19 protein-coding genes are annotated in these 18,410 nt (G+C 72.9%); 8 read left to right on the top strand and 11 right to left on the bottom strand.

The window, feature by feature from the left end; translation table 11 throughout:
* The first annotated feature begins 12 nt into the window (after positions 1 to 12).
* From AOM01_RS10840 to AOM01_RS10830, 3 genes are all read left to right on the top strand, one after another.
* Complete coding sequence (locus AOM01_RS10840; protein ID WP_062293210.1) at positions 13 to 666, top strand: IMPACT family protein; 654 nt, start codon at positions 13 to 15, stop codon at positions 664 to 666.
* Positions 667 to 676: 10 nt separating this feature from the next.
* Positions 677 to 1,252 (top strand): hypothetical protein, encoded by a 576-nt coding sequence (locus AOM01_RS10835; protein ID WP_062293206.1) that lies wholly within the window; start codon positions 677 to 679, stop codon positions 1,250 to 1,252.
* Between the two features lie 79 nt (positions 1,253 to 1,331).
* Entirely contained in the window at positions 1,332 to 2,426 is a 1,095-nt protein-coding gene (locus tag AOM01_RS10830) for an ATP-binding protein (RefSeq protein ID WP_062293203.1), read from the top strand.
* Positions 2,427 to 2,451: 25 nt separating this feature from the next.
* Here AOM01_RS10830 and AOM01_RS10825 read toward each other — a convergent pair whose 3' ends face one another.
* Both AOM01_RS10825 and AOM01_RS10820 read right to left on the bottom strand, forming a co-directional pair.
* Entirely contained in the window at positions 2,452 to 3,183 is a 732-nt protein-coding gene (locus tag AOM01_RS10825; RefSeq protein WP_062293200.1) for an aquaporin, read from the bottom strand.
* Complete coding sequence (locus AOM01_RS10820; protein WP_062293197.1) at positions 3,180 to 3,533, bottom strand: ArsR/SmtB family transcription factor; 354 nt, start codon at positions 3,531 to 3,533, stop codon at positions 3,180 to 3,182. The genes AOM01_RS10825 and AOM01_RS10820 overlap by 4 nt, the downstream gene beginning before the upstream one ends.
* Before the next feature lie 63 nt (positions 3,534 to 3,596).
* Between AOM01_RS10820 and AOM01_RS14745 the strand changes: the two genes are divergently transcribed.
* Positions 3,597 to 3,845: an FAD-dependent oxidoreductase gene (locus tag AOM01_RS14745; RefSeq protein WP_228374288.1), complete on the top strand. Its 249-nt coding sequence runs from the start codon at positions 3,597 to 3,599 to the stop codon at positions 3,843 to 3,845.
* Positions 3,846 to 3,896: 51 nt separating this feature from the next.
* On the top strand, positions 3,897 to 4,901 hold the full coding sequence (locus tag AOM01_RS10815; protein ID WP_228374287.1) for an NAD(P)/FAD-dependent oxidoreductase: 1,005 nt from the start codon (positions 3,897 to 3,899) through the stop codon (positions 4,899 to 4,901).
* On the opposite strand, the gene AOM01_RS14440 is transcribed toward AOM01_RS10815, so the two are convergent.
* From AOM01_RS14440 to AOM01_RS14435, 8 genes are all read right to left on the bottom strand, one after another.
* The gene (locus AOM01_RS14440; protein ID WP_156155949.1) at positions 4,902 to 5,063 is read right to left on the bottom strand and encodes a hypothetical protein; all 162 of its coding nucleotides are present in this window, start codon (positions 5,061 to 5,063) and stop codon (positions 4,902 to 4,904) included.
* Between the two features lie 145 nt (positions 5,064 to 5,208).
* The gene (locus tag AOM01_RS10810; protein WP_169746553.1) at positions 5,209 to 5,706 is read right to left on the bottom strand and encodes a flavodoxin domain-containing protein; all 498 of its coding nucleotides are present in this window, start codon (positions 5,704 to 5,706) and stop codon (positions 5,209 to 5,211) included.
* Between the two features lie 82 nt (positions 5,707 to 5,788).
* On the bottom strand, positions 5,789 to 9,196 hold the full coding sequence (locus AOM01_RS10805) for a pyruvate carboxylase (protein ID WP_062293191.1): 3,408 nt from the start codon (positions 9,194 to 9,196) through the stop codon (positions 5,789 to 5,791).
* A gap of 272 nt (positions 9,197 to 9,468) precedes the next feature.
* A complete protein-coding gene (locus AOM01_RS10800; RefSeq protein WP_062293188.1) occupies positions 9,469 to 10,038 on the bottom strand; it encodes a MerR family transcriptional regulator in 570 nt (189 codons plus the stop codon).
* A 92-nt stretch (positions 10,039 to 10,130) separates the two neighbouring features.
* Positions 10,131 to 10,760, bottom strand: a complete 630-nt coding sequence (gene ftsR, locus AOM01_RS10795) for a transcriptional regulator FtsR (protein ID WP_169746552.1) — start codon at positions 10,758 to 10,760, stop codon at positions 10,131 to 10,133.
* A gap of 123 nt (positions 10,761 to 10,883) precedes the next feature.
* On the bottom strand, positions 10,884 to 11,306 hold the full coding sequence (locus AOM01_RS10790) for an FHA domain-containing protein (protein ID WP_062293184.1): 423 nt from the start codon (positions 11,304 to 11,306) through the stop codon (positions 10,884 to 10,886).
* 30 nt (positions 11,307 to 11,336) lie between these two features.
* Complete coding sequence (locus AOM01_RS10785; RefSeq protein WP_082110199.1) at positions 11,337 to 11,981, bottom strand: CDP-alcohol phosphatidyltransferase family protein; 645 nt, start codon at positions 11,979 to 11,981, stop codon at positions 11,337 to 11,339.
* A 50-nt stretch (positions 11,982 to 12,031) separates the two neighbouring features.
* Complete coding sequence (locus AOM01_RS14435; RefSeq protein WP_156155948.1) at positions 12,032 to 12,181, bottom strand: hypothetical protein; 150 nt, start codon at positions 12,179 to 12,181, stop codon at positions 12,032 to 12,034.
* A gap of 116 nt (positions 12,182 to 12,297) precedes the next feature.
* Between AOM01_RS14435 and AOM01_RS10780 the strand changes: the two genes are divergently transcribed.
* Both AOM01_RS10780 and AOM01_RS10775 read left to right on the top strand, forming a co-directional pair.
* On the top strand, positions 12,298 to 12,828 hold the full coding sequence (locus AOM01_RS10780; RefSeq protein ID WP_062293180.1) for a MarR family winged helix-turn-helix transcriptional regulator: 531 nt from the start codon (positions 12,298 to 12,300) through the stop codon (positions 12,826 to 12,828).
* A 48-nt stretch (positions 12,829 to 12,876) separates the two neighbouring features.
* A complete protein-coding gene (locus AOM01_RS10775; RefSeq protein ID WP_062293177.1) occupies positions 12,877 to 13,974 on the top strand; it encodes an FAD-dependent oxidoreductase in 1,098 nt (365 codons plus the stop codon).
* A 19-nt stretch (positions 13,975 to 13,993) separates the two neighbouring features.
* Here AOM01_RS10775 and AOM01_RS10770 read toward each other — a convergent pair whose 3' ends face one another.
* Entirely contained in the window at positions 13,994 to 17,359 is a 3,366-nt protein-coding gene (locus tag AOM01_RS10770; protein ID WP_062293174.1) for a bifunctional proline dehydrogenase/L-glutamate gamma-semialdehyde dehydrogenase, read from the bottom strand.
* Positions 17,360 to 17,459: 100 nt separating this feature from the next.
* Here AOM01_RS10770 and AOM01_RS10765 point away from each other — a divergent pair, with 100 nt between their 5' ends.
* The gene (locus tag AOM01_RS10765; RefSeq protein ID WP_062293171.1) at positions 17,460 to 18,353 is read left to right on the top strand and encodes a LysR family transcriptional regulator; all 894 of its coding nucleotides are present in this window, start codon (positions 17,460 to 17,462) and stop codon (positions 18,351 to 18,353) included.
* The last annotated feature ends 57 nt before the right edge of the window (positions 18,354 to 18,410 follow it).

The raw sequence follows: 18,410 nt of genomic DNA, 5'->3' as shown, positions 1-18,410 counted from the left end.
TACCCTGCACCGGTGACCTTCAGCCCCCTCCCGAGCACCATCGCGGCGCCGGTCGAGCACACGCTGGAGATCAAGAGGTCGGTGTTCCTCACGCACCTCGCGCCGGTCGCGTCCATGGACGAGGCCGACGAGGTCATCGCGCGCATCCGCAAGCAGCGCTGGGACGCCCGCCATCACTGCACGGCCCTCGTGGTGGGCACGCACGCCGACCGGCAGCGCTCCAGCGACGACGGCGAGCCCGCCGGCACCGCGGGCGTGCCCATGCTCGAGGTGCTGCGGCGACGCGGCGTCACCGACGTGGTCGCGGTGGTGAGCCGTTGGTTCGGCGGGACCAAGCTGGGTGCGGGCGGGCTGGTCCGGGCGTACGGCAACGCGGTCGCCGAGACGCTCGATCTCGCCGGCATCGTGCGGCGCACCGTGCGCACCCGGGTGCTCATGGACGTCCCCCACGCGGAGGCGGGCCGCGTCCTCGCATTCCTCCACCAGTGGGCGGACGAGCACGATGCGGTGCTCGAGCCGCCCCTCTACGGCGGGCGTGCGACGCTCGCCGCGTGGGTCGCATCCGCGGACGTCGCCCTGCTCGACGCCGACGTCGCGGCGCTCACCGCCGGCGCAGTCACCCCGCGCACCGGGGATATCCGTGTGGTCGACGTGCCCGCTCGGTAGGGTGAGCAGCATGCGACGTGCCCTGCTGGTGCTCCCGATGCTGGCGCTCGCAGCGTGCTCCCCGACCCCCGCGAGCGACATGCCGCCGGAGGTGGCCGAGCGCTTCGACCAGCTCACCGTCGCGATCGACGGCTGGGAGGACGCCGGCTCGATCGAGGAGGCGCGCGCGAACGCCGAGGCGGCGCGCAACCTCGTCATGGGCGCCCACGGCCCGCTGTACGGGGACGGGGACGAGGACGGCGAGATCGCCGGATCGTCCTCCACCGGCTTGCTGCCGGGCTACGGCGGCGAACCCGGCCTGGTCCACGACCCGGCGGTCAACCCGTGCGTCGAGGCCGACGTGCTGGGCGGGAGCTGGGAGACGCCCGCGGCGCGGTGGGACGAGGTCACGAGCGCGATCGACGCGTGGGACGTGACGGAGAACACCTTCCCGTCGCTCGCCTCGCACCCGCAGAGGATCGTGGGATGGGCGACCCTCACTCTCGAGACCGACACCCTCGACGCGGCCCTCGAGTACGCGGGCCACGCGCGTCTGCACCTGGACGCCTCGACGTACGCCTACGAGGGCTGCGCCCTCGACGCCTGACCGGCGCGCCGCATCGTCCTCCTGTCAGACCTCCGTGCGAAAGTACCAAGATGTACCAACGCGCAACCAGGAGGCGCTGATGACGGTCAACCCGTTCAAGCCGACGGCGGGCGCGGTCCCTCCCCTGCTGGTGGGTCGCGACGCGCTGCTCGCCGAGGTCGACGAGGGCATCCAGTCCGGCCCGGGCCACCCGGCCCGCATCACCATCTTCACCGGCGCCCGCGGCACCGGGAAGACCGTCATGCTCACGGAGTCGGGCGATCGCGCGATGGCCCACGGGTGGCTCGTCATCGACGAGTCCGCGTCCCCCGGCATGCTGGCGCGCATCGGCGAGGCGGTCGACAGGCTCCTCGAGGGCGTGAACCCGCGGGCGCGGCGCAGGGTGACGGGCGTCTCGATCGGCGGGATCGGCGGCGTCGACACGGAGCTCACGCCGCAGCTCGCGGAGGGCGTCCGGCACCGCATCGGCCGCCTTCTGGACACGCTGGAGAAGGACGGCACGGGCCTGCTCATCACGGTCGACGAGGTCCAGGCCCGCTCCGACGACCTGCGCGAGCTGGCCCTCATCACGCAGCATCTGGTGCGCGAGAACCGGGAGTTCGCGATCGTCATGGCGGGACTTCCCTCGGCCGTGTCCGACCTGTTGCGCTCCGACGCGCAGGGCCGCGTCCTGACATTCCTCCGCCGCGCCGACAAGCACGTGCTCGCCGACGTCGCCACCGACGAGGTCCACGACGCCCTGGTCGCGACCGTGACCGCGAACGGCCGCACCATCGCGACGGACGCCGCCCGCGCCGCGGCCGAGGCGACGCACGGCTACCCGTTCCTCATCCAGCTGGTCGGCTTCCACGTGTGGCGGGCGGCGCCCGACGGCGCGATCTCCCTCGCCGACGTGGCGACGGGCGTCGAGGCCGCGCGTGAGCGGCTCGGCACGCTCGTGACCGACACGGCCCTCGCGGACCTGTCCCCACGTGACCTCGAGATGCTCCGCGCCATGGCGGTCGACGACGGGCCCTCCCGGATGGTCGACCTCGGCACCCGCACGGGCATGTCGCGTCAGAACGCCGACACCTACCGGCGCCGCCTGCTCGACGCGGGCGTGATCGAGCAGGTCGCGCGCGGGCACGTGGACTTCGCGTTGCCGTACCTGCGCGAGCACCTGCGGTCGCGGTAGCGCCAGGGACGATGCCCGGGCCGGGTCAGCGAGCGGCGGCGGCCTCGTCGTGGGGCACCACGACGTCGTCGGCCGCCTCGCCGGCCCCCGGGTAGAACGCGAGCACCAAGGACACGCCGACGACGAGGCCCACGAGCTGCGCCCCCACGAACGGCGCGACCGAGGCCGGCGCGATCCCGGCGAACGTGTCCGAGAACACGCGTCCGACGGTGACCGCGGGATTGGCGAACGACGTCGAGCTGGTGAACCAGTACGCGGCGCCGATGTACGCGCCCACGGCCGGCGCGGCGAGCGCGCCGCGACCCGAGCGTGCGAGCGCGAAGATGACGAGCACCAGGCCCGAGGTCGCCACCAGCTCGGCGAGCAGGTGCGGACCGGTGGCGCGAGCCGTGGTCGACAACGTGGTGGGGACGTCGAACATGAGGTTCGCGAGGATCGCGCCCGCGATGCCGCCCACGACCTGCGCTGCGGAGTACGCGCCTACCTCCCCGAGCGAGAGCCCGTGACCCGAACGTCGGCCCAGGAACCAGTCCGCAAGCGACACGACGGGGTTGAAGTGGGCGCCGGAGACGGGGCCGAACATGAGGATGAGGACGGTGAGTCCGAGCGCGGTCGCGATCGCGTTCTCCAGCAGCTGGAGGCCCACGTCCTCCGGCGAGAGCGCGGCGGCGGCGATCCCGGAGCCCACCACCACCGTGACGAGCAGCGCGGTGCCGAGCAGCTCGGCGGCCAGCGCGCGGGCGCCGACGGCGGTCATGCGGCGCCCAGCGCGCGCGAGACGCGGTCGAGCGCACCCGGGACCAGGGCGTAGTACGCCCAGGTGCCGCGCTTGGAGCGGCTGAGGAAGCCCGCCTCGGTCAGCACCTTGAGGTGGTGCGAAACCGTGGGCTGGCTGAGGCCCACGGGCTCGGTGAGGTCGCATACGCACGCCTCTCCCCCGGCGGACGCCGCGACGATCGACAGCAGCCGGAGCCGAGCCGGATCGGCGAGGGCCTTCATGGTGTGCGCCAGCTCCTCGGCCGCGTCGGCGCTCAGCGGCTCTCCCACCAGCGAGGTCGCGCATGACGCGCTGACGTCCGTGAGCTCGAGGCCGGTGATCTCCGTCATGACATTGACAGTAGTCGATATTGACGAGTATCGATAGAGGCTGGCACAACCCAGGAGCTCCCCATGACCCTCATCGACCTCACCGCGGCCCCCTTGGCCCGTCCCACGAACGCCCACCTCCCCGTCGCCATCATCGGCGCGGGCCCGGTGGGGCTCGCCGCCGCCGCGCACCTGCTCGGGCGCGGGATCGACTTCGTGGTGCTCGAGTCCGGCCCGTCGGTGGGCGCGAACGTCCGCGCGTGGGGCCACACACGGCTGTTCTCGCCGTGGAGGCACCTGGTCGATCCCGCGGCGCGACGCCTGCTCGAGTAGACGGGCTGGGAGCTGCCCGACCCCGACCGCGCCCCGACGGGCGCCGAGCTCGTGGCGCGTTACCTCGAGCCGCTCGCGGCGCTCGACGGCATCGCCTCCCGCATCCGGCTGGGGATGGCGGTCACCGACGTCTCGCGGGAGGGCATGGACCGCACCCGCACCGCCGGGCGCGATGCCGCCCCCCTGGTGGTGCGCAGCCGCGGCGCCGCCGGCACGGTCGAGGACCGCACCTTCCGCGCCGTGATCGACGCCTCCGGCACCTTCCGTTCGGCGAACTCTCTCGCGAGCAACGGACTCACGCTGCCCGGCCTGGCCGAGGTCGCGGACCGGGTCATGCCCGCGCTCCCCGACGTGCTCGGCCGCGACCGCGCCGTGTTCGCGGGCCGGCACACCACCGTGGTGGGTGCCGGGCACTCGGCCGCGAACACCGTGATCGCCCTCGCGTCGCTCGCACGCGACGAGCCGGGCACGCGGGTCACCTGGGCGATCCGCACCGCTTCCCCCGACCGCGTGACCGACGCCGAGACCGACGGCCTGCCCGGGCGTGCCTCGCTGGGCGTGCGCGCGCGCCGCGCGGTCGCCGACGGACGCGTCACGTTGCTCGACGGCTTCGAGACGGTGGGGGCCCGGTGGGACGGCGACGCGGTCGCGCTCGCCGGCCGCCGCGGCACCGGGGTCACCACCCATCGAACCGACGTGCTGGTGAACGCGACCGGCTTCCGCCCCGACCTGAGCATGTACCGCGAGATCCGGCTTGACCTCGACGACGTCGTCGAGGCGCCGCGCCGCCTTGCGCCGCTGATCGACCCCAACGTGCACTCGTGCGGCACGGTCGAGCCCCACGGGTACCGCGAGCTCGCGCACCCCGACCAGGGCGTGTTCCTGGTCGGCATGAAGTCGTACGGCCGCGCGCCCACGTTCCTCCTCACGACCGGCTACGAGCAGGTGCGTTCGGTGGTCGCCTGGATCGCCGGCGACGTCGCCTCGGCGCGCGCGATCGAGCTGGTGCTGCCCGCGACGGGCGTGTGCTCGACCGACGGCGGCGAGTGCTGCTGATCAGCGGTGGCGACGGCGGTGGTTCTGCCAACCGACCGTGACGGTGCCGACCACCCCACCCAGGAGCACGAGGATCATGAAGAAGAAGCCGGGGCCCACGCCGTCGGCGGGGGCGGGGCTGGCGGCGCTGAGGGTGACGGCCGCCGCGGTTGCGGTGAACATGAACTCTCCATCGAGTCGTTCCGCGAGGACCGGCGGATCGCGCCAGCCTCGCTACCAGGCGGGGACCTGATCCCAACCTACCCCCGTCGCGCGGGGACGATGCGCGCCACGCCCGGCCGCCGCATCGTCCCTCCGTACGGGGCGGCTACGCCGCCGCGATGGACTCCAGCTCGTTGGCGACGCCCTCGGCCCACTCGCGCACGGCGGTGAAGTCGCGGAAGTCGCCCTTGGGCGGGTTGAGGACGCGGATGAGGGCCTTCTCGCCCACGTTGAGCTTGTCCCAGTCGAGGGCGCCGGGGAACCGCGCGTGGTCGCGGGCCTCGATGTCCGCGGCGAAGCCGTCCGCCTCGTCGAGGGGCTGACCCGGCTGCACCACGGTCTCCATGCCCACGGAGAACATCCACACGTCCTTGTCGCGCAGCTCGTCGCGGTGCTCGCGCACCAGCTCGGACGCGTCGCGGCGCCACAGACCGCCGTACACCGCGGAGCCGATCACCACGGCCTCGTAGTAGTGGATCCCGTGCACGTCGCACGCGTCCTCGAGGTCCACCTCGAAGCCGTGCGAGCGGATCTGCTCCGCGACATGCTGCGCGACCTCGCGCGTCGCGCCGTACTTCGAACCGACCGCTACCAGCACCTTCATGGTGACCTCCTCCGGGGTGAACGGCACCATAGTCCCGTGGCACGGCGTCGCACCGACGGGACGATGGTCCCCGACCATGGGTCTATTCGACCACGAGCACCAGGTCGCCGCCCGCGAGGGACTGCGATCCGCCGATCACCACGCGCGCGACCGTGCCCGCCACCGGCGAGGTGATGGAGGACTCCATCTTCATCGCCTCGATGACGGCGACCGTCTGGCCGGCCTCGACCTGGTCGCCCTCCGCGACGCGCGGCGTCACCAGGCCGGTGAACGGCGAGGCGATGTGGCCCGGCCGCCCCGTGTCCGCCCGCTCCCGCTCGACCACGTCCACCTTCGCGGACAGGTCGCGCACCTGGATGGGCCGGATCGATCCGTTGAAGTTGAAGATCACCGTGCGCTCGCCGTGCGAGTCGGGCTCTCCGACCGCCTCGATCGCCGCGATGATCTTCACGCCGCGGTGCAGCTCGATCACCGCCTCCTCGCCCGAGCCGACCGAGAGGCCGTACAGGTAGTGGAAGGTGTCGATGACGGAGATGTCCCCGTACTTGTCGATCGCCTGGTCGAACTCCTTGGCCGGGCCGGGGAACAGCAGGTGGTTGAGGCGGCGGCGGCGCGGCTCGCCCTCCTGCGTGAGGACGTGACGGTCGTCGTCGGTGAGCTCCGCCATCTTGCGCTCCACCGTGCGGCCCTGCAGGGCCTTGGTGCGGAACGGCTCGGGCCAGCCGCCGGGCGGGTCGCCCAGCTCGCCGGCGAGGAAGCCGATGACGGAGTCCGGCAGGTCGTACTTGTCGGGGTTCTCCTCGAAGTCGACCGGGTCCGCGTCGTTCGCCACCAGGTGCAGGGCGAGGTCGCCCACCACCTTGGACGAGGGCGTCACCTTGACCAGGTTGCCGAGGATGCGGTTGGCGGCCGCGTACATGTCCTCGATGGCCTCGAACTTGTCCGCGAGGCCCAGCGAGATCGCCTGCTGGCGCAGGTTGGACAGCTGGCCGCCGGGGATCTCGTGGTGGTACACGCGACCCGTGGGACCCGGCAGGCCGGACTCGAACGGCGCGTAGAGGCGGCGCACCGACTCCCAGTACGGCTCGAGGTCCTGCGCGGCCGCGAGCGACATGCCGGTGTCACGCGTGGTGTGCTCGAGCGCCGCGATGAGCGCGGACATGGGCGGCTGCGACGTGGTGCCGGCCATCGAGGCGCTGGCGACGTCGACCGCGTCCACGCCGGCCTCGGCGGCCGCGAGGAGCGTCCCGATCTGGCCGCCGGCGGTGTCGTGCGTGTGCAGGTGGACCGGGAGGTCGAACTTCGCGCGCAGCTGCGACACGAGGATCGCGGCCGCGGCCGGACGCAGCAGGCCCGCCATGTCCTTGATGGCGAGCATGTGGGCGCCCGCCTCGACCAGCTGCTCCGCGAGGCGCAGGTAGTAGTCGAGCGTGTAGAGCTTCTCCCCCGGCGAGATCATGTTGCCCGTGTAGCAGAGCGTGGCCTCGGCGATCGCGGTGCCGGTGCCCCGGACCGCCTCGATCGCGGGGCGCATCTGCTCGACGTCGTTGAGCGCGTCGAAGATGCGGAAGATGTCGATGCCGGTGGCCGCGGCCTCCTCGACGAACGCGACGGCGACCTCGTCGGGGTACGGCGTGTAGCCCACGGTGTTGCGGCCGCGCAGCAGCATCTGCAGCGCGACGTTCGGCATCTTGCGACGCAGGTCCTCGAGGCGGATCCACGGGTCCTCGGACAGGAAGCGCATGGCCACGTCGTAGGTCGCGCCGCCCCAGCACTCGACCGAGAGCAGCTCGGGCGTCATCCGCGCGACGTGCCCGGCCGCGGCCAGCAGGTCGTAGGTGCGCACGCGGGTCGCGAGGAGCGACTGGTGCGCGTCGCGCATGGTCGTCTCGGTGATCGCGAGGGCGTTCTGCTCGCGCAGCGCCTTCGCGAAGCCCTCGGGGCCCAGCTCGAGCAGCCGCTGGCGGGACCCGGCGGGAGGCTCGACGCTCAGGTCGATCGCGGGCAGCTTGTCCGCGGGGCGCACGAACACCTCCGCGTGCTCGCCGTACGGGCGGTTCACGGTGGTGTGGCCCAGGAACGCGAGCAGCTTGGTGGAGCGGTCGGGCGTGGTGGCGACCTCGAGCAGCTCCGGGTGGCGCTCGATGAACGCGGTGGTGACGCCGCCGGCCTGGAACTCGGGGTTCGACAGCACGGCGCGCAGGAACTGGATGTTCGAGGTGACGCCGCGGATGCGGAACTCGGCGAGCGCGCGCAGCGCGCGACGGTTCGCGGTCGCGAAGTCGTGGCCGCGGCAGGTCAGCTTGACCAGCATCGAGTCGAAGTGACCCGTGATGACGTTGCCGGCCATGCCCGTCGCGCCGTCGAGACGGATGCCGGCGCCGCCCGGCGAGCGGTACGCGACGATACGGCCGGTGTCGGGCAGGAAGCCGTTCGCCGGGTCCTCCGTGGTGATGCGCGTCTGGATCGCGAAGCCCGAGACGCGGATGTCCTCCTGGCGGATCCCCATGTCCGCGAGCGTCTCGCCCGACGCGATGCGCAGTTGCGAGCTCACCAGGTCGATCCCGGTGACCTCCTCGGTCACCGTGTGCTCGACCTGGATGCGCGGGTTCATCTCGATGAACACGTGCTGGCCGGCGCGTTCACCCTCGGTGGCCAGCAGGAACTCGACGGTGCCGGCGTTGACGTAGCCGAGGCTCCGGGCGAACTTGACGGCGTCCGCGCACAGCGCGTCGCGGATGGCGGGGTCGAGCGCTGGCGCCGGCGCGATCTCCACCACCTTCTGGTGGCGGCGCTGCAGCGAGCAGTCGCGCTCGAACAGGTGCACCACGTCGCCCGCGGCATCCGCGAGGATCTGCACCTCGATGTGACGCGGTCCCAGCACCGCCTGCTCGAGGAACACGGTCGGGTCGCCGAACGCGTTCTCCGCCTCGCGCATCGCGGCCTCGAGCAGCTCGACCAGGTCCTCGCGGCGCTCGACGCGGCGCATGCCGCGGCCGCCGCCGCCGGCGACAGCCTTGACGAACACGGGGTAGCCGATGCGGTCGGCCTCACCCACCAGGAAGTCGACGTCGCGGGACGGCTCGGACGAGTCGAGGACGGGGACGCCGGCCTCGCGGGCCGCCTTGAGCGCCGCGACCTTGTCGCCGGCCTTCGCAAGCACCTCCGGAGGCGGGCCCACGAACGTCACGCCCTCCTCGGCGCAGCGCTTCGCGAACTCGACATTCTCCGACAGGAAGCCGTAGCCCGGGTAGACGGCGTCGGCGCCGGCCTGCTTCGCGACGTCGAGGATGGCCTCGATGTCGAGGTACGCCTTGACCGGGTGGCCCTCCTCGCCGATCTGGTACGACTCATCGGCCTTGACGCGATGCTCGGACATGCGGTCCTCGTAGGGGAACACCGCGACCGTCTCGGCGCCGTTCTCGACGGCGGCCCTGAAGGCTCGGACGGCGATCTCTGCGCGGTTTGCCACGAGGACTTTGGCGAACATCTGCTTCCCTTCGTCGTTGGGGACATCCTGCCAGGTTTCGGGACGGCAGTCAGCCGCCGTCCACCAGGTGAGACGCCAGGTGTTGCGACACGTCGTGCCCCCGCCAGATTCCACACGAAGGAGCCGATGAATCGTTCAAACGGCGCCAACCGCTGCGCGTCTCCCGGGACGCGCGCGACCACCTGCAGATTCCGTGTGGAACTCGGTCGCGGAGGGACGATGCGGCGGTAGCGGCAGGCGCATCGTCGCCCGCACGCGCGTGAAGGGTGGCTTCAGCCGGCCTGGCTGCGTCGCTGGCGACGTTCGGCGAGCTCGTCCACGCCGGTGACCGCGAGGTCGTCCGCGCGGTCGGCGGGCAGCGACGAGAGCGAGCCCTCGAGCTCGCGCCAGACCTTGCCGAGCGCGATGCCGAAGACGCCCTGGCCGCCCTGGACCAGATCGATGACCTCGTCGTCCGAGGTGCACTCGTACACCGAGGCGCCGTCGGACATCAGGGTGATGTTCGCGAGGTCCTCGACGCCGCGCTCGCGCAGGTGCTCCACCGCGGTGCGGATCTGCTGCAGCGACACGCCCGAGTCGAGCAGGCGCTTGACCACGCGGAGGACGAGGATGTCGCGGAAGCCGTAGAGGCGCTGCGTGCCCGAGCCGGTCGCGGACCGGACGGTAGGCTCGACCAGCCCGGTGCGGGCCCAGTAGTCGAGCTGGCGGTAGGTGATGCCGGCGGCCTTGCACGCGGTAGGTCCGCGATAGCCCGCATTCTCGTCGAGCGGCGGCAGCCCGTCGTCGAAGAGCACGCCCTGATCGAGCCGGGGAGGCATGCGGTGGCCGGATCCGTCGGTCATCAAACTCCTCCTAGGTTCAACCTTCACTCAAACGTTAGGGCTGGCGAGGGGCCGGGTCAACGACCGCGCGCACGTGTCGCGCGACGCCGTCCCTATCCTCCCACCTGATGGCGCACCACGGCGGAGAACGCGGCGATGGCGGCCTCACCGAAGTCGCCGGCGGCGGCCTCCGCCTCTCCCCCGCCCTTGCGGCGCAGCGGCGCGGAGATGGCCTCGGCACGGTCCGCCTCGCGGCGGGCAGCCAGCACGAGCGTGCGCAGGGCGCGGACGTCCCCGCCGGCCTGGAGGTAGGCCGCGGAGGCGACCACCACGGGCAGCACCGCGGGCTCGAATCCGTCGGGGACGGAGCGCGCCACGATCCCGGCGTCCTCGAGCGCCGCGAGCGTGTCGGGCGACACTCCCCCGCGCTCGGCGACGGCGGCGGAGGTCAGGTAGTCGTCGGGAGTCTCGCCGATCTCGGTGAGGGTGACCGGCTCGTGCAGGCGGCCGGAGTCGAGCGCCTCGAGCTGCTCGCGGATCACCGTGAGCGGACGGTAGTGGTCGCGCTGCTGACGCAGGACGAACCTCAGCCGCTCGACGTCGGCCGGCGAGTACTGGCGGTAGCCCGACGCGGTGCGTCCGGGGGTGACGAGGCCGTGCGAGTCGAGGAACCGCAGCTTCGACGGGGTGAGCGTCGGGAACTGCGGCTGGACCAGCTGCAGCACGTCGCTGACACGGAGCATCGGCTCATGCGACAGCGCGTGAGGCCAGGTGCCCGAGAGCGCCTCGAACGAACGTGCGTCCCGGCTCTCCGCACCGACGGACGAGGAGGACGCCGCCGTGCGACGCGCGGCCTGCGCCATGCGTCAGGCCTGCGTGCCGGGGTGGAACGTGAGGCGGTACTTGCCGATCTGCACCTCGTCGCCGGCGGCGAGCCTGCGCTCCGAGACGTTCTCGCGATTCACGTAGGTGCCGTTGAGCGAGCCCTGGTCGCGCACGAAGAAGTCATGACCGTCGCGGATGAACTGGGCGTGCTCGCGGCTGACCGTGACGTCGTCGAGGAAGATGTCGGACTTCACCGAACGGCCCGCGGTGGTCACGTCGACGTCGAGCAGGAACCGCGCTCCGAGGTTGGGGCCGTGGTGGACGATCAGCAGGGCGTGGTCGGGGCCGAGCGCCTGGATGGCCGCCTCATCCTGTCCGCTCGGCGCGGCCGGGGTGGACTCGTCCAGGGGTGCCGCGGAGTCGAGCGACATGGTCCGCTCGACGGGGCTCTCGTCATACGTCATGACGCCTCCTTCGGGTCGATCGGTCGCTGCTCATCCTAGGCCCGCCGGGCCCTCTTCCGACACCTCGCCACGCGCGCGAACCGCGGCCGTACGGGCGCGGATGTCCCTCACGTAGCCGATCCCGGAGTACCAGTACAGGACCGCGGCGCACGCGGCGCCCACGATGGCGATGCCGTGCAGCGAGCCCCACTCGGGGAACGCGACGCGGACCAGGTAGGCCATCGGGAGGAACACGTAGAGCATGGCCGTCGCGACCTTGCCCACGTAGGTCACCTGCGGCGACTCGAGGTGATGGTGGTGCGCGACCAGCAGGAAGGCGCCCACCATGAGGTCGCGCGCCAGCAGCACCGCGACCAGCCACCACGGGATGATGTCCCGGAACGCGAGCCCGAGCACCACCGCGACCGTGAGGAGACGGTCCGCCGCCGGGTCGAGGAGCCGACCGAGGCGCGTCACCTGTCCCCAGCGACGCGCGAGGAACCCGTCGAGGAAGTCGCTGATGCCCGCCGCGGCGAGCGCGACGATGGCCCAGCCATCCTTCTCCGCGCCCAGCAGCGCGCCGAAGACCGCGATCAGGATGAGGCGCAGCGCGCTGATGGCGTTCGGGACCGTCCAGACCGCGGTCGACGGGACCGGGTGCACGTGCCCGTGCCTGGGGTGTTCGACGGCTTCCACGCGGCTCAGTCTAGGGGGAGGTTCTCACCGGGGATCATGTTGGACCCGCGTCAGGAGGAGGACTCCTGCTCCATCACCTTGTCCACGGTCTCCGCGGCGATCCTCGTGGCCTCGTCCTCGCTCGCCCCGCGCGCGAGCTCCTTGGCCTTGATCTGCTCGAACTTGTAGTGGCGAGTGTCGCGCACGCTGTCGTCGTTCATGATCCACCTCCGTCGCTGGTTCAGGGGACTCCTCCAGCCTAGGTGGCACCGGACGTCGGTGCGAGCGCGCCGCGGGCCTCCGTGACACCGTCTGCGGCCGCCTCTACCATGGGGGCGTGACCAGCACCGCTCCCGCGCCTCGCGACCTCGCGCTGTGGCGCGCCCTCGCGCTGATGGGACGCCGCCTCGTCATGGGTCTCGAGCAGCGGCTCCAGGGTGCGGTCGGCATCTCGGTGCCCGATCTCGACATCCTCATGGCGCTCGACGCGTCGCCCGACGGGCGCCTGCGAGCGGGCGAGCTCGGCGAGATGCTGGGCTGGGAGAAGTCACGCATCTCGCATCACGTGTCGCGCATGGAGGCCCGCGCGCTCGTGCGGCGCGTGACCTGCGCGGAGGACCATCGCGGCACCTGGGTCGAGATGGGTGCCGCGGGGCGCGGCGCGCTCGACGCGGCGCTGCCCGTGTTCGCCAGCCACCTCAAGCAGAGCCTGGTCGACGTCCTTCCTGCCGAGGAGTCCGAGGCGATCGGACGGTTCGCGCTCCGCGTCCTGGACGCCTCGCCGGCCACCAGCTGCCGGGCCGAGATCGACCGCCTGGGCATCGAGTTGGGGCTGCGCGCGGACGTCGCTGCGACCGCCGCATCGTGACCCGTCGCGCCTGACCTGACCCGGCACGCGAGCCCGTACTGTAAACCCATGCCCGACCCGTCGAACCTGTCCGCCGACGTCGTCGTCATCGGGGCCGGCCAGGCCGGCCTCGCCGTGGCGTACCACCTGGGCCGCAGGGGCCTGGCAAGCGGGAGGGACCTGGTGGTGCTCGACCGCGGACCCGGCCCGGGCGGCGCCTGGCAGCACCGCTGGAGCTCGCTGACGCTCGGCGGCACGCATCACCTCCACGACCTTCCCGGCATGTCCGACACGGGCCTGTCCTTCACGACGGCACCCGGAGACCGGCCGGCCCGCGAGGTGGTCTCGGAGTACTACGGCAGCTACGAGGAGCGCCACGGCATCGACGTGCTGCGTCCCGTGACCGTCACGCGCGTCACCCGGTGGGGCGACGGGTACCGTGTCGACGCCGCCACCGGGTCGGCGGTCGCCTCCGTCACCGCGCGAGTGGTGGTCTCCGCCGCCGGCACATGGACCAGCCCGCGCGTCCCGTTCATGCCCGGTCGCGACCTGTTCCGCGGCCTCCAGACCACCACCGCGGACTATCCCGGCGCCGCCGCGTTCGCGGGGATGCGCGTCGCGGTGGTGGGTGGCGGGACCTCGGCGCTCACCTTCCTCGACGAGGTGGGCGACGTGGCCGCCGACGTGAGGTGGTTCACGCGTCGCAACCCGACGTTCCACGACGAGGAGGACGAGCTCTCCCCCGAGCGTGGCCGCGTCGCCGTCGCCATCCAGGACGAGGCGGCACGCGAGGGTCGCCCGCTGCCGTCGATCGTCTCCGTCACCGGACTGCCCCGGTCGGCCCTGGTGCGCCGGCTCGAGTCCGCCGGCCGCCTCGAGCGGCTGCCGATGTTCGCCGAGATGACGGAGACCGGCGTCATCACGCGCGAGGACCAGACGATCGACCTGGACGCCGTCATCTGGGCCACGGGCTTCCGTCCCGAGGTGGCGCACCTGCGTCCCCTGGGCGTGGTGAACGATGCCGGGGGCATCGTGGTCGAGGACGGCCGGGTGCGCGGCGAGTCGGGACTGTTCCTCGCCGGCTACGGCCCGCAGGCCTCCACCATCTCCTCCAACCGCGCGGCCCGCGTCACCGCGAAGGCGATCGCCGAGCTGCTCGGCCGGTAGGCCGCCGCCGCACGCCCTGCTACAGGCCAGCGACCACCGCGTCGGCGACCGGCCACGGCGTGCCGAACCGGTGCATCGTCACCGCGACCGCCTGCTCCCGCACGAACGGCAGCAGCTCGACCTCGGGCGCTCCCGTCACGGGGGCGTCGTAGACCGCCAGATCGGGCCGCTGCGCGGGCGCGACGCCCACCGCGCGCACGCGCGCGCCGTCCCCAGCGATCCGCTCGATCAGCTGGGTCTCCGTCTCGACCCGCCACGGCACGCCGGCCTCGTCGAGGCGACGCGTGAACGCCGGGGTGAGCTCGACCGCGCTCGACACACCGCCGGTGCCGCCCGCGCGGATGCGCGCGGCCAGCACCCGGACCAGGTCCCACTTGTCGACGCCGTCCCAGCGGATCTCGGTGGTCGCGGGCGCGTAGCGGAGCGCGTCGTGCTCGGCGGCGAGACCGCTGCGGTCGATCGCGGCGCCGAACCCTACGCGCCACGCACGCGCGTCGGCGGCGGCCGCCGCCCGCACCCATGCCGGCGCGTCGCGCACCACGGCGAGGACGGGCGGGTCCTCGCGATCGACCGCCACGCGCTCCCACCCGGTCAGGCCGACGAGGTACGACGGCCCGCCCGCCTTGGCGGTGGGACCCACGACCGAGCGCTTCCAGCCGCCGAAGGGCTGGCGTTGCACGATGGCCCCGGTAATCCCGCGGTTCACGTAGAGGTTGCCGGCCTCGACGGCCGCAAGCCACCGCTGGACCTCCTCGGCGTCGAGCGAGTGGATGCCGGCGGTGAGGCCGTACGCGACGGCGTTCTGCAGCGCGATCGCCTCGTCCAGCGTGCGCGCGGTCATGATGCCCAGGACGGGCCCGAAGCATTCCGTGAGGTGGAACCACGATCCGGGCGCGACGCCGGTGCGCACCCCGGGCGTCCAGACGCGGCCGTCCGCGTCGAGGCGGCGCGGCTCGACCAGCCACCGCTCCCCCGCCTCCAGCGTGGTGAGCGCCCTCAGCAGCTTGCCGCACGCGGGCTCGATCACCGGTCCCATCTGCGTGTCCTCGCCCTGCGCGTCGCCGACGGTGAGCGAGCGCACCGCGTCCTCGAGCTGTGTGAGGAAGCGCCGCGATGTGCCCACCGAGCCGACGAGGATCACGAGCGAGGCCGCGGAGCACTTCTGGCCCGCATGGCCGAAGGCCGACTGCACCACGTCACGGGCGGCGAGGTCGAGGTCGGCGCTCGGGGTCACCACGATCGCGTTCTTGCCCGACGTCTCCGCGAACAGCCGTAGGCCGGGCCGCACGCGGTGGAACAGCTCGCCCGTCTCGTACGCGCCGGTGAGGATCACCTGGTCGACCGCGGGGTGGCGCAGCAGCGTGTCGCCCAGCCCCGCCTCGATCCCGGGCTCGTCGATGTCCACCAGCCGCAGGGCGTCGCGCGGGATGCCGGCGTCCCACAGGATCTCCGCCAGGAGGGCGCCGCAGCGGGCGGACTGCTCGGCGGGCTTGAGGACCACGGACGATGCCGCGGCGAGGGCCGCGAGCGTCGAACCGGCGGGGATCGCCACCGGGAAGTTCCACGGCGGGGTGACGACGGTGACGTCGCGCGGCACGGGCCGGGCGCCCTCGAGGCGGTGCAGCTCGAGCGACCGCTCCGCATAGTAGTGCGCGAAGTCGACGGCCTCGGACACCTCGGGGTCGGCCTGGTCGATGGTCTTGCCCGCCTCGGCCATCATGACCGCGACGAGGTCGCCGCGGCGAGCCTCGAGCGCGCGGCCGGCGGCGTGGAGGAGCCGCGCGCGGCTCTCGGGGTGGAGGGACTGCCACCGGCGTGCGCCCGCCTTGGCGGCGTCGACGTGCGCGGCGACCGCCGCATCGTCCTCCGCGTGCGCGGCGCGGAGGGTGGCGAGGCCGGCGTCCGTGGACGCCGCGCGCCGGCGCACGTCGCGCGCCCAGGAGCGGCTCGCGGGCAGCGAGGCGTCCGTGTCGGGCGTGTTGGCGAACCTGTCGCCGGCCGGGGGGCGCGGCACCGCGCGATGCGAGGCGGGGACGTCGTCGTGGAGGCGCGCCAGTGACGCGCGGAACCGGTTCTCCTCGCGGTCGAACGTCAGGACGTCCTCGAGATCGAACAGCGCCGACATGAAGTTGGCCGGGCTCGCGACCTCCTCGAGGCGGCGCACCAGGTACGCGAGGGCGACGTCGAACTCCGCCGGATGCACCACGGGCGTGTAGAGGCGCAGCGGGCCGGCGTCCTTCGCGACGGCCGCGGCCACGTGCTCGCCCATGCCCAGGAGCATCTCGAAGTCGAGGCCTCGCGCGACGCCGCGGTCGCGGGCGGTGAGCAGCGCGTGCGCGATGTCGAAGAGGTTATGGCCGGCGACGCCGAGGCGGACGTGAGCGATGCGCTCGGGGGTCAGCGCGTAGTCGAGGATCCGCTTGTAATGCGCGTCGGTCTCCTCCTTCGAGTGCCAGGTGGCGAGCGGCCAGCCGTGGAGCTCGGCGTCGACGCGCTCCATCGAGAGGTTCGCGCCCTTGACCAGGCGGACCTTGATGGGCGCTCCCCCGCGTGCCACGCGCGCCGCGGCCCAGTCCTGGAGGCGATGCATCGCGCCCAGCGAGTCGGGGAGGTAGGCCTGCAGCACGATCCCGGCGGTGAGTCGCTCGAGACCGGGGCGCTCGAGCAGGCGTGTGAAGACCGCGACGGTGAGGTCGAGGTCGCGGTACTCCTCCATGTCGAGGTTGACGAACGCGCCGTCCTTGACGGCGGCGAGCTCGTACAGCGGCGCGAGACGGTCGACCACCGCGTCGACGGTCGCGTCGAAGGCCCAGGGGCTGTGGGGCGCGACGGCGGCGGAGACCTTGAGCGAGACGTAGTCGACGTCCTCGCGGCGCAGCAGCGCGAGGGTGCGCGCGAGGCGGCGGTCGGCCTCGGCAGCCCCCAGGACGGCCTCCCCCAGGAGGTTGAGGTTGAGCTCGCTGCCGCGACCGCGCAGGCGGGCGAGCGCGGCGCCCAGCCGCTCCTCCGTGGCGTCGACCACCAGGTGGCCGACCATGCCACGCACCACGCGTCGGCATGCGGCGACCACCAGGTGCGGCGCGACGTGCGAGGCGAGCGCACCCGCCCGCAGCGCGACCCGCTGGTACGCGGGCAGGAAGCCGTGCTCGCGGCGCACCAGGCGGCGCAGGCTCGCGGCGGCCACATCCGTGTCCTCGGGGCGCACGATGCCGTCGACGAAGTCGGTGAGGAACGGCAGCCCCTCGGGGTCGCGCAGCATGCGCGCGAGGAGCCGCGCCGAGCCGTCGATGCGGTGGTGACGGGCGGCCTCGAGCCAGGCGCGCACCTGGGCGACCGTGTCGTCGGCGGTGTGCGTGCGCTGGGGAGCGACGGGGGACGTTGTCATGGGGCTCCTTACGGTGACGAGACAGTGTGGACCGCGTTGACCCCACAGCACCAGCGCGGTGGCCTTACGAATATTCGTAAGTCGTGCTTATGCTTGATGGGTGCTCGATCTCACCCGTCTGGTGGCCCTCCGGGAGCTCGCGCTGCGCGGCACCATCGCCGCCGCCGCCGACGCGCTCGGCTACACCGCGTCCGCCGTGTCCCAGCAGCTCGCCGCCCTCGAGCGCGAGGCGGGCGTGCCTCTCACCATCCGCGCGGGCCGCGGCGTGGTGCTCACACCGGCCGGCGAGCGCCTGGTCGCACGCACCCATGAGCTGCTCGACACCATGGAGGTCGCGGAGGCGGAGCTCCACGCGGACTCCGCACGGCTCACAGGAACGGTGCGGCTGGCCGTGTTCCAGTCCGCCGCGCTCACCCTGGTGACAGGCGCCCTCCTGCGCCTGCGGGAGAGCCACCCCGACGTCCGGGTGGTGGTGACCCAGACCGAGCCCGAGGAGGCGTTCGCGGACACATGGGCACGGGAGTACGACCTGGTGGTCGCCGAGGAGTACCCGCAGCACTCCGCCCCTCACTACCCCGGCGTGGTCCGCCGCCCGCTGGTCCGGGACGAGCTCCTGCTGGCCGTCGGCGGGGACTGGGCCGGCGCATCGTCCGTGCGCGACCTCTCCCAGGCGGCCTGGGTGATGGAGCCGCACGGCACCGCCACGCGCCACTTCGCGGAGCAGACCTGCCGGCTCGCGGGCTTCGAGCCGGATGTCCGCTTCGCAAGCTCGGACCTCCAGGCCCACGTGCAGCTGGTCGAGAAGGGCCTCGCGGTCGCGATCCTGCCGGGCCTGATGGTCGCGTACTCCGGGATCGACGCGCGGCTCATGCCGCTGGAGGGCGGGCCCCGGCGCACGGTGTTCGCGGCGATGCGCGCGACGTCACGGCTGGATCCCGCGGTCGAGGCGGTGCGGCTCGCGCTCGAGGCCGAGGGCGGCCCCGCCGGCGCGTGATCGCTTCGCTGCGCACGGTCCTGCTCGCGACACGCCGTCCCAGACACGTTCACCCCC

It is taken from the genome of Demequina phytophila, from assembly GCF_000971135.1.
GTDB classification, from domain to species: domain Bacteria; phylum Actinomycetota; class Actinomycetes; order Actinomycetales; family Demequinaceae; genus Demequina; species Demequina phytophila.
This window is presented reverse-complemented; position numbering and strand designations above follow the sequence as displayed.

Bases quoted from the DNA above. Each gene is read 5' to 3' on its own strand.
- ftsR (WP_169746552.1), bottom strand. From the start codon at position 10,760: ATGCTCCGTGTCAGCGACGTGCTGCAGCTGGTCCAGCCGCAGTTCCCG.
- AOM01_RS10835 (WP_062293206.1), top strand. From the start codon at position 677: ATGCGACGTGCCCTGCTGGTGCTCCCGATGCTGGCGCTCGCAGCGTGC.
- AOM01_RS10800 (WP_062293188.1), bottom strand. From the start codon at position 10,038: ATGACCGACGGATCCGGCCACCGCATGCCTCCCCGGCTCGATCAGGGC.
- AOM01_RS10805 (WP_062293191.1), bottom strand. From the start codon at position 9,196: ATGTTCGCCAAAGTCCTCGTGGCAAACCGCGCAGAGATCGCCGTCCGA.
- AOM01_RS10830 (WP_062293203.1), top strand. From the start codon at position 1,332: ATGACGGTCAACCCGTTCAAGCCGACGGCGGGCGCGGTCCCTCCCCTG.
- AOM01_RS10770 (WP_062293174.1), bottom strand. From the start codon at position 17,359: ATGACAACGTCCCCCGTCGCTCCCCAGCGCACGCACACCGCCGACGAC.
- AOM01_RS10820 (WP_062293197.1), bottom strand. From the start codon at position 3,533: ATGACGGAGATCACCGGCCTCGAGCTCACGGACGTCAGCGCGTCATGC.
- AOM01_RS10825 (WP_062293200.1), bottom strand. From the start codon at position 3,183: ATGACCGCCGTCGGCGCCCGCGCGCTGGCCGCCGAGCTGCTCGGCACC.
- AOM01_RS10775 (WP_062293177.1), top strand. From the start codon at position 12,877: ATGCCCGACCCGTCGAACCTGTCCGCCGACGTCGTCGTCATCGGGGCC.
- AOM01_RS14440 (WP_156155949.1), bottom strand. From the start codon at position 5,063: ATGTTCACCGCAACCGCGGCGGCCGTCACCCTCAGCGCCGCCAGCCCC.
- AOM01_RS10790 (WP_062293184.1), bottom strand. From the start codon at position 11,306: ATGACGTATGACGAGAGCCCCGTCGAGCGGACCATGTCGCTCGACTCC.
- AOM01_RS14745 (WP_228374288.1), top strand. From the start codon at position 3,597: ATGACCCTCATCGACCTCACCGCGGCCCCCTTGGCCCGTCCCACGAAC.
- AOM01_RS10810 (WP_169746553.1), bottom strand. From the start codon at position 5,706: ATGAAGGTGCTGGTAGCGGTCGGTTCGAAGTACGGCGCGACGCGCGAG.
- AOM01_RS14435 (WP_156155948.1), bottom strand. From the start codon at position 12,181: ATGAACGACGACAGCGTGCGCGACACTCGCCACTACAAGTTCGAGCAG.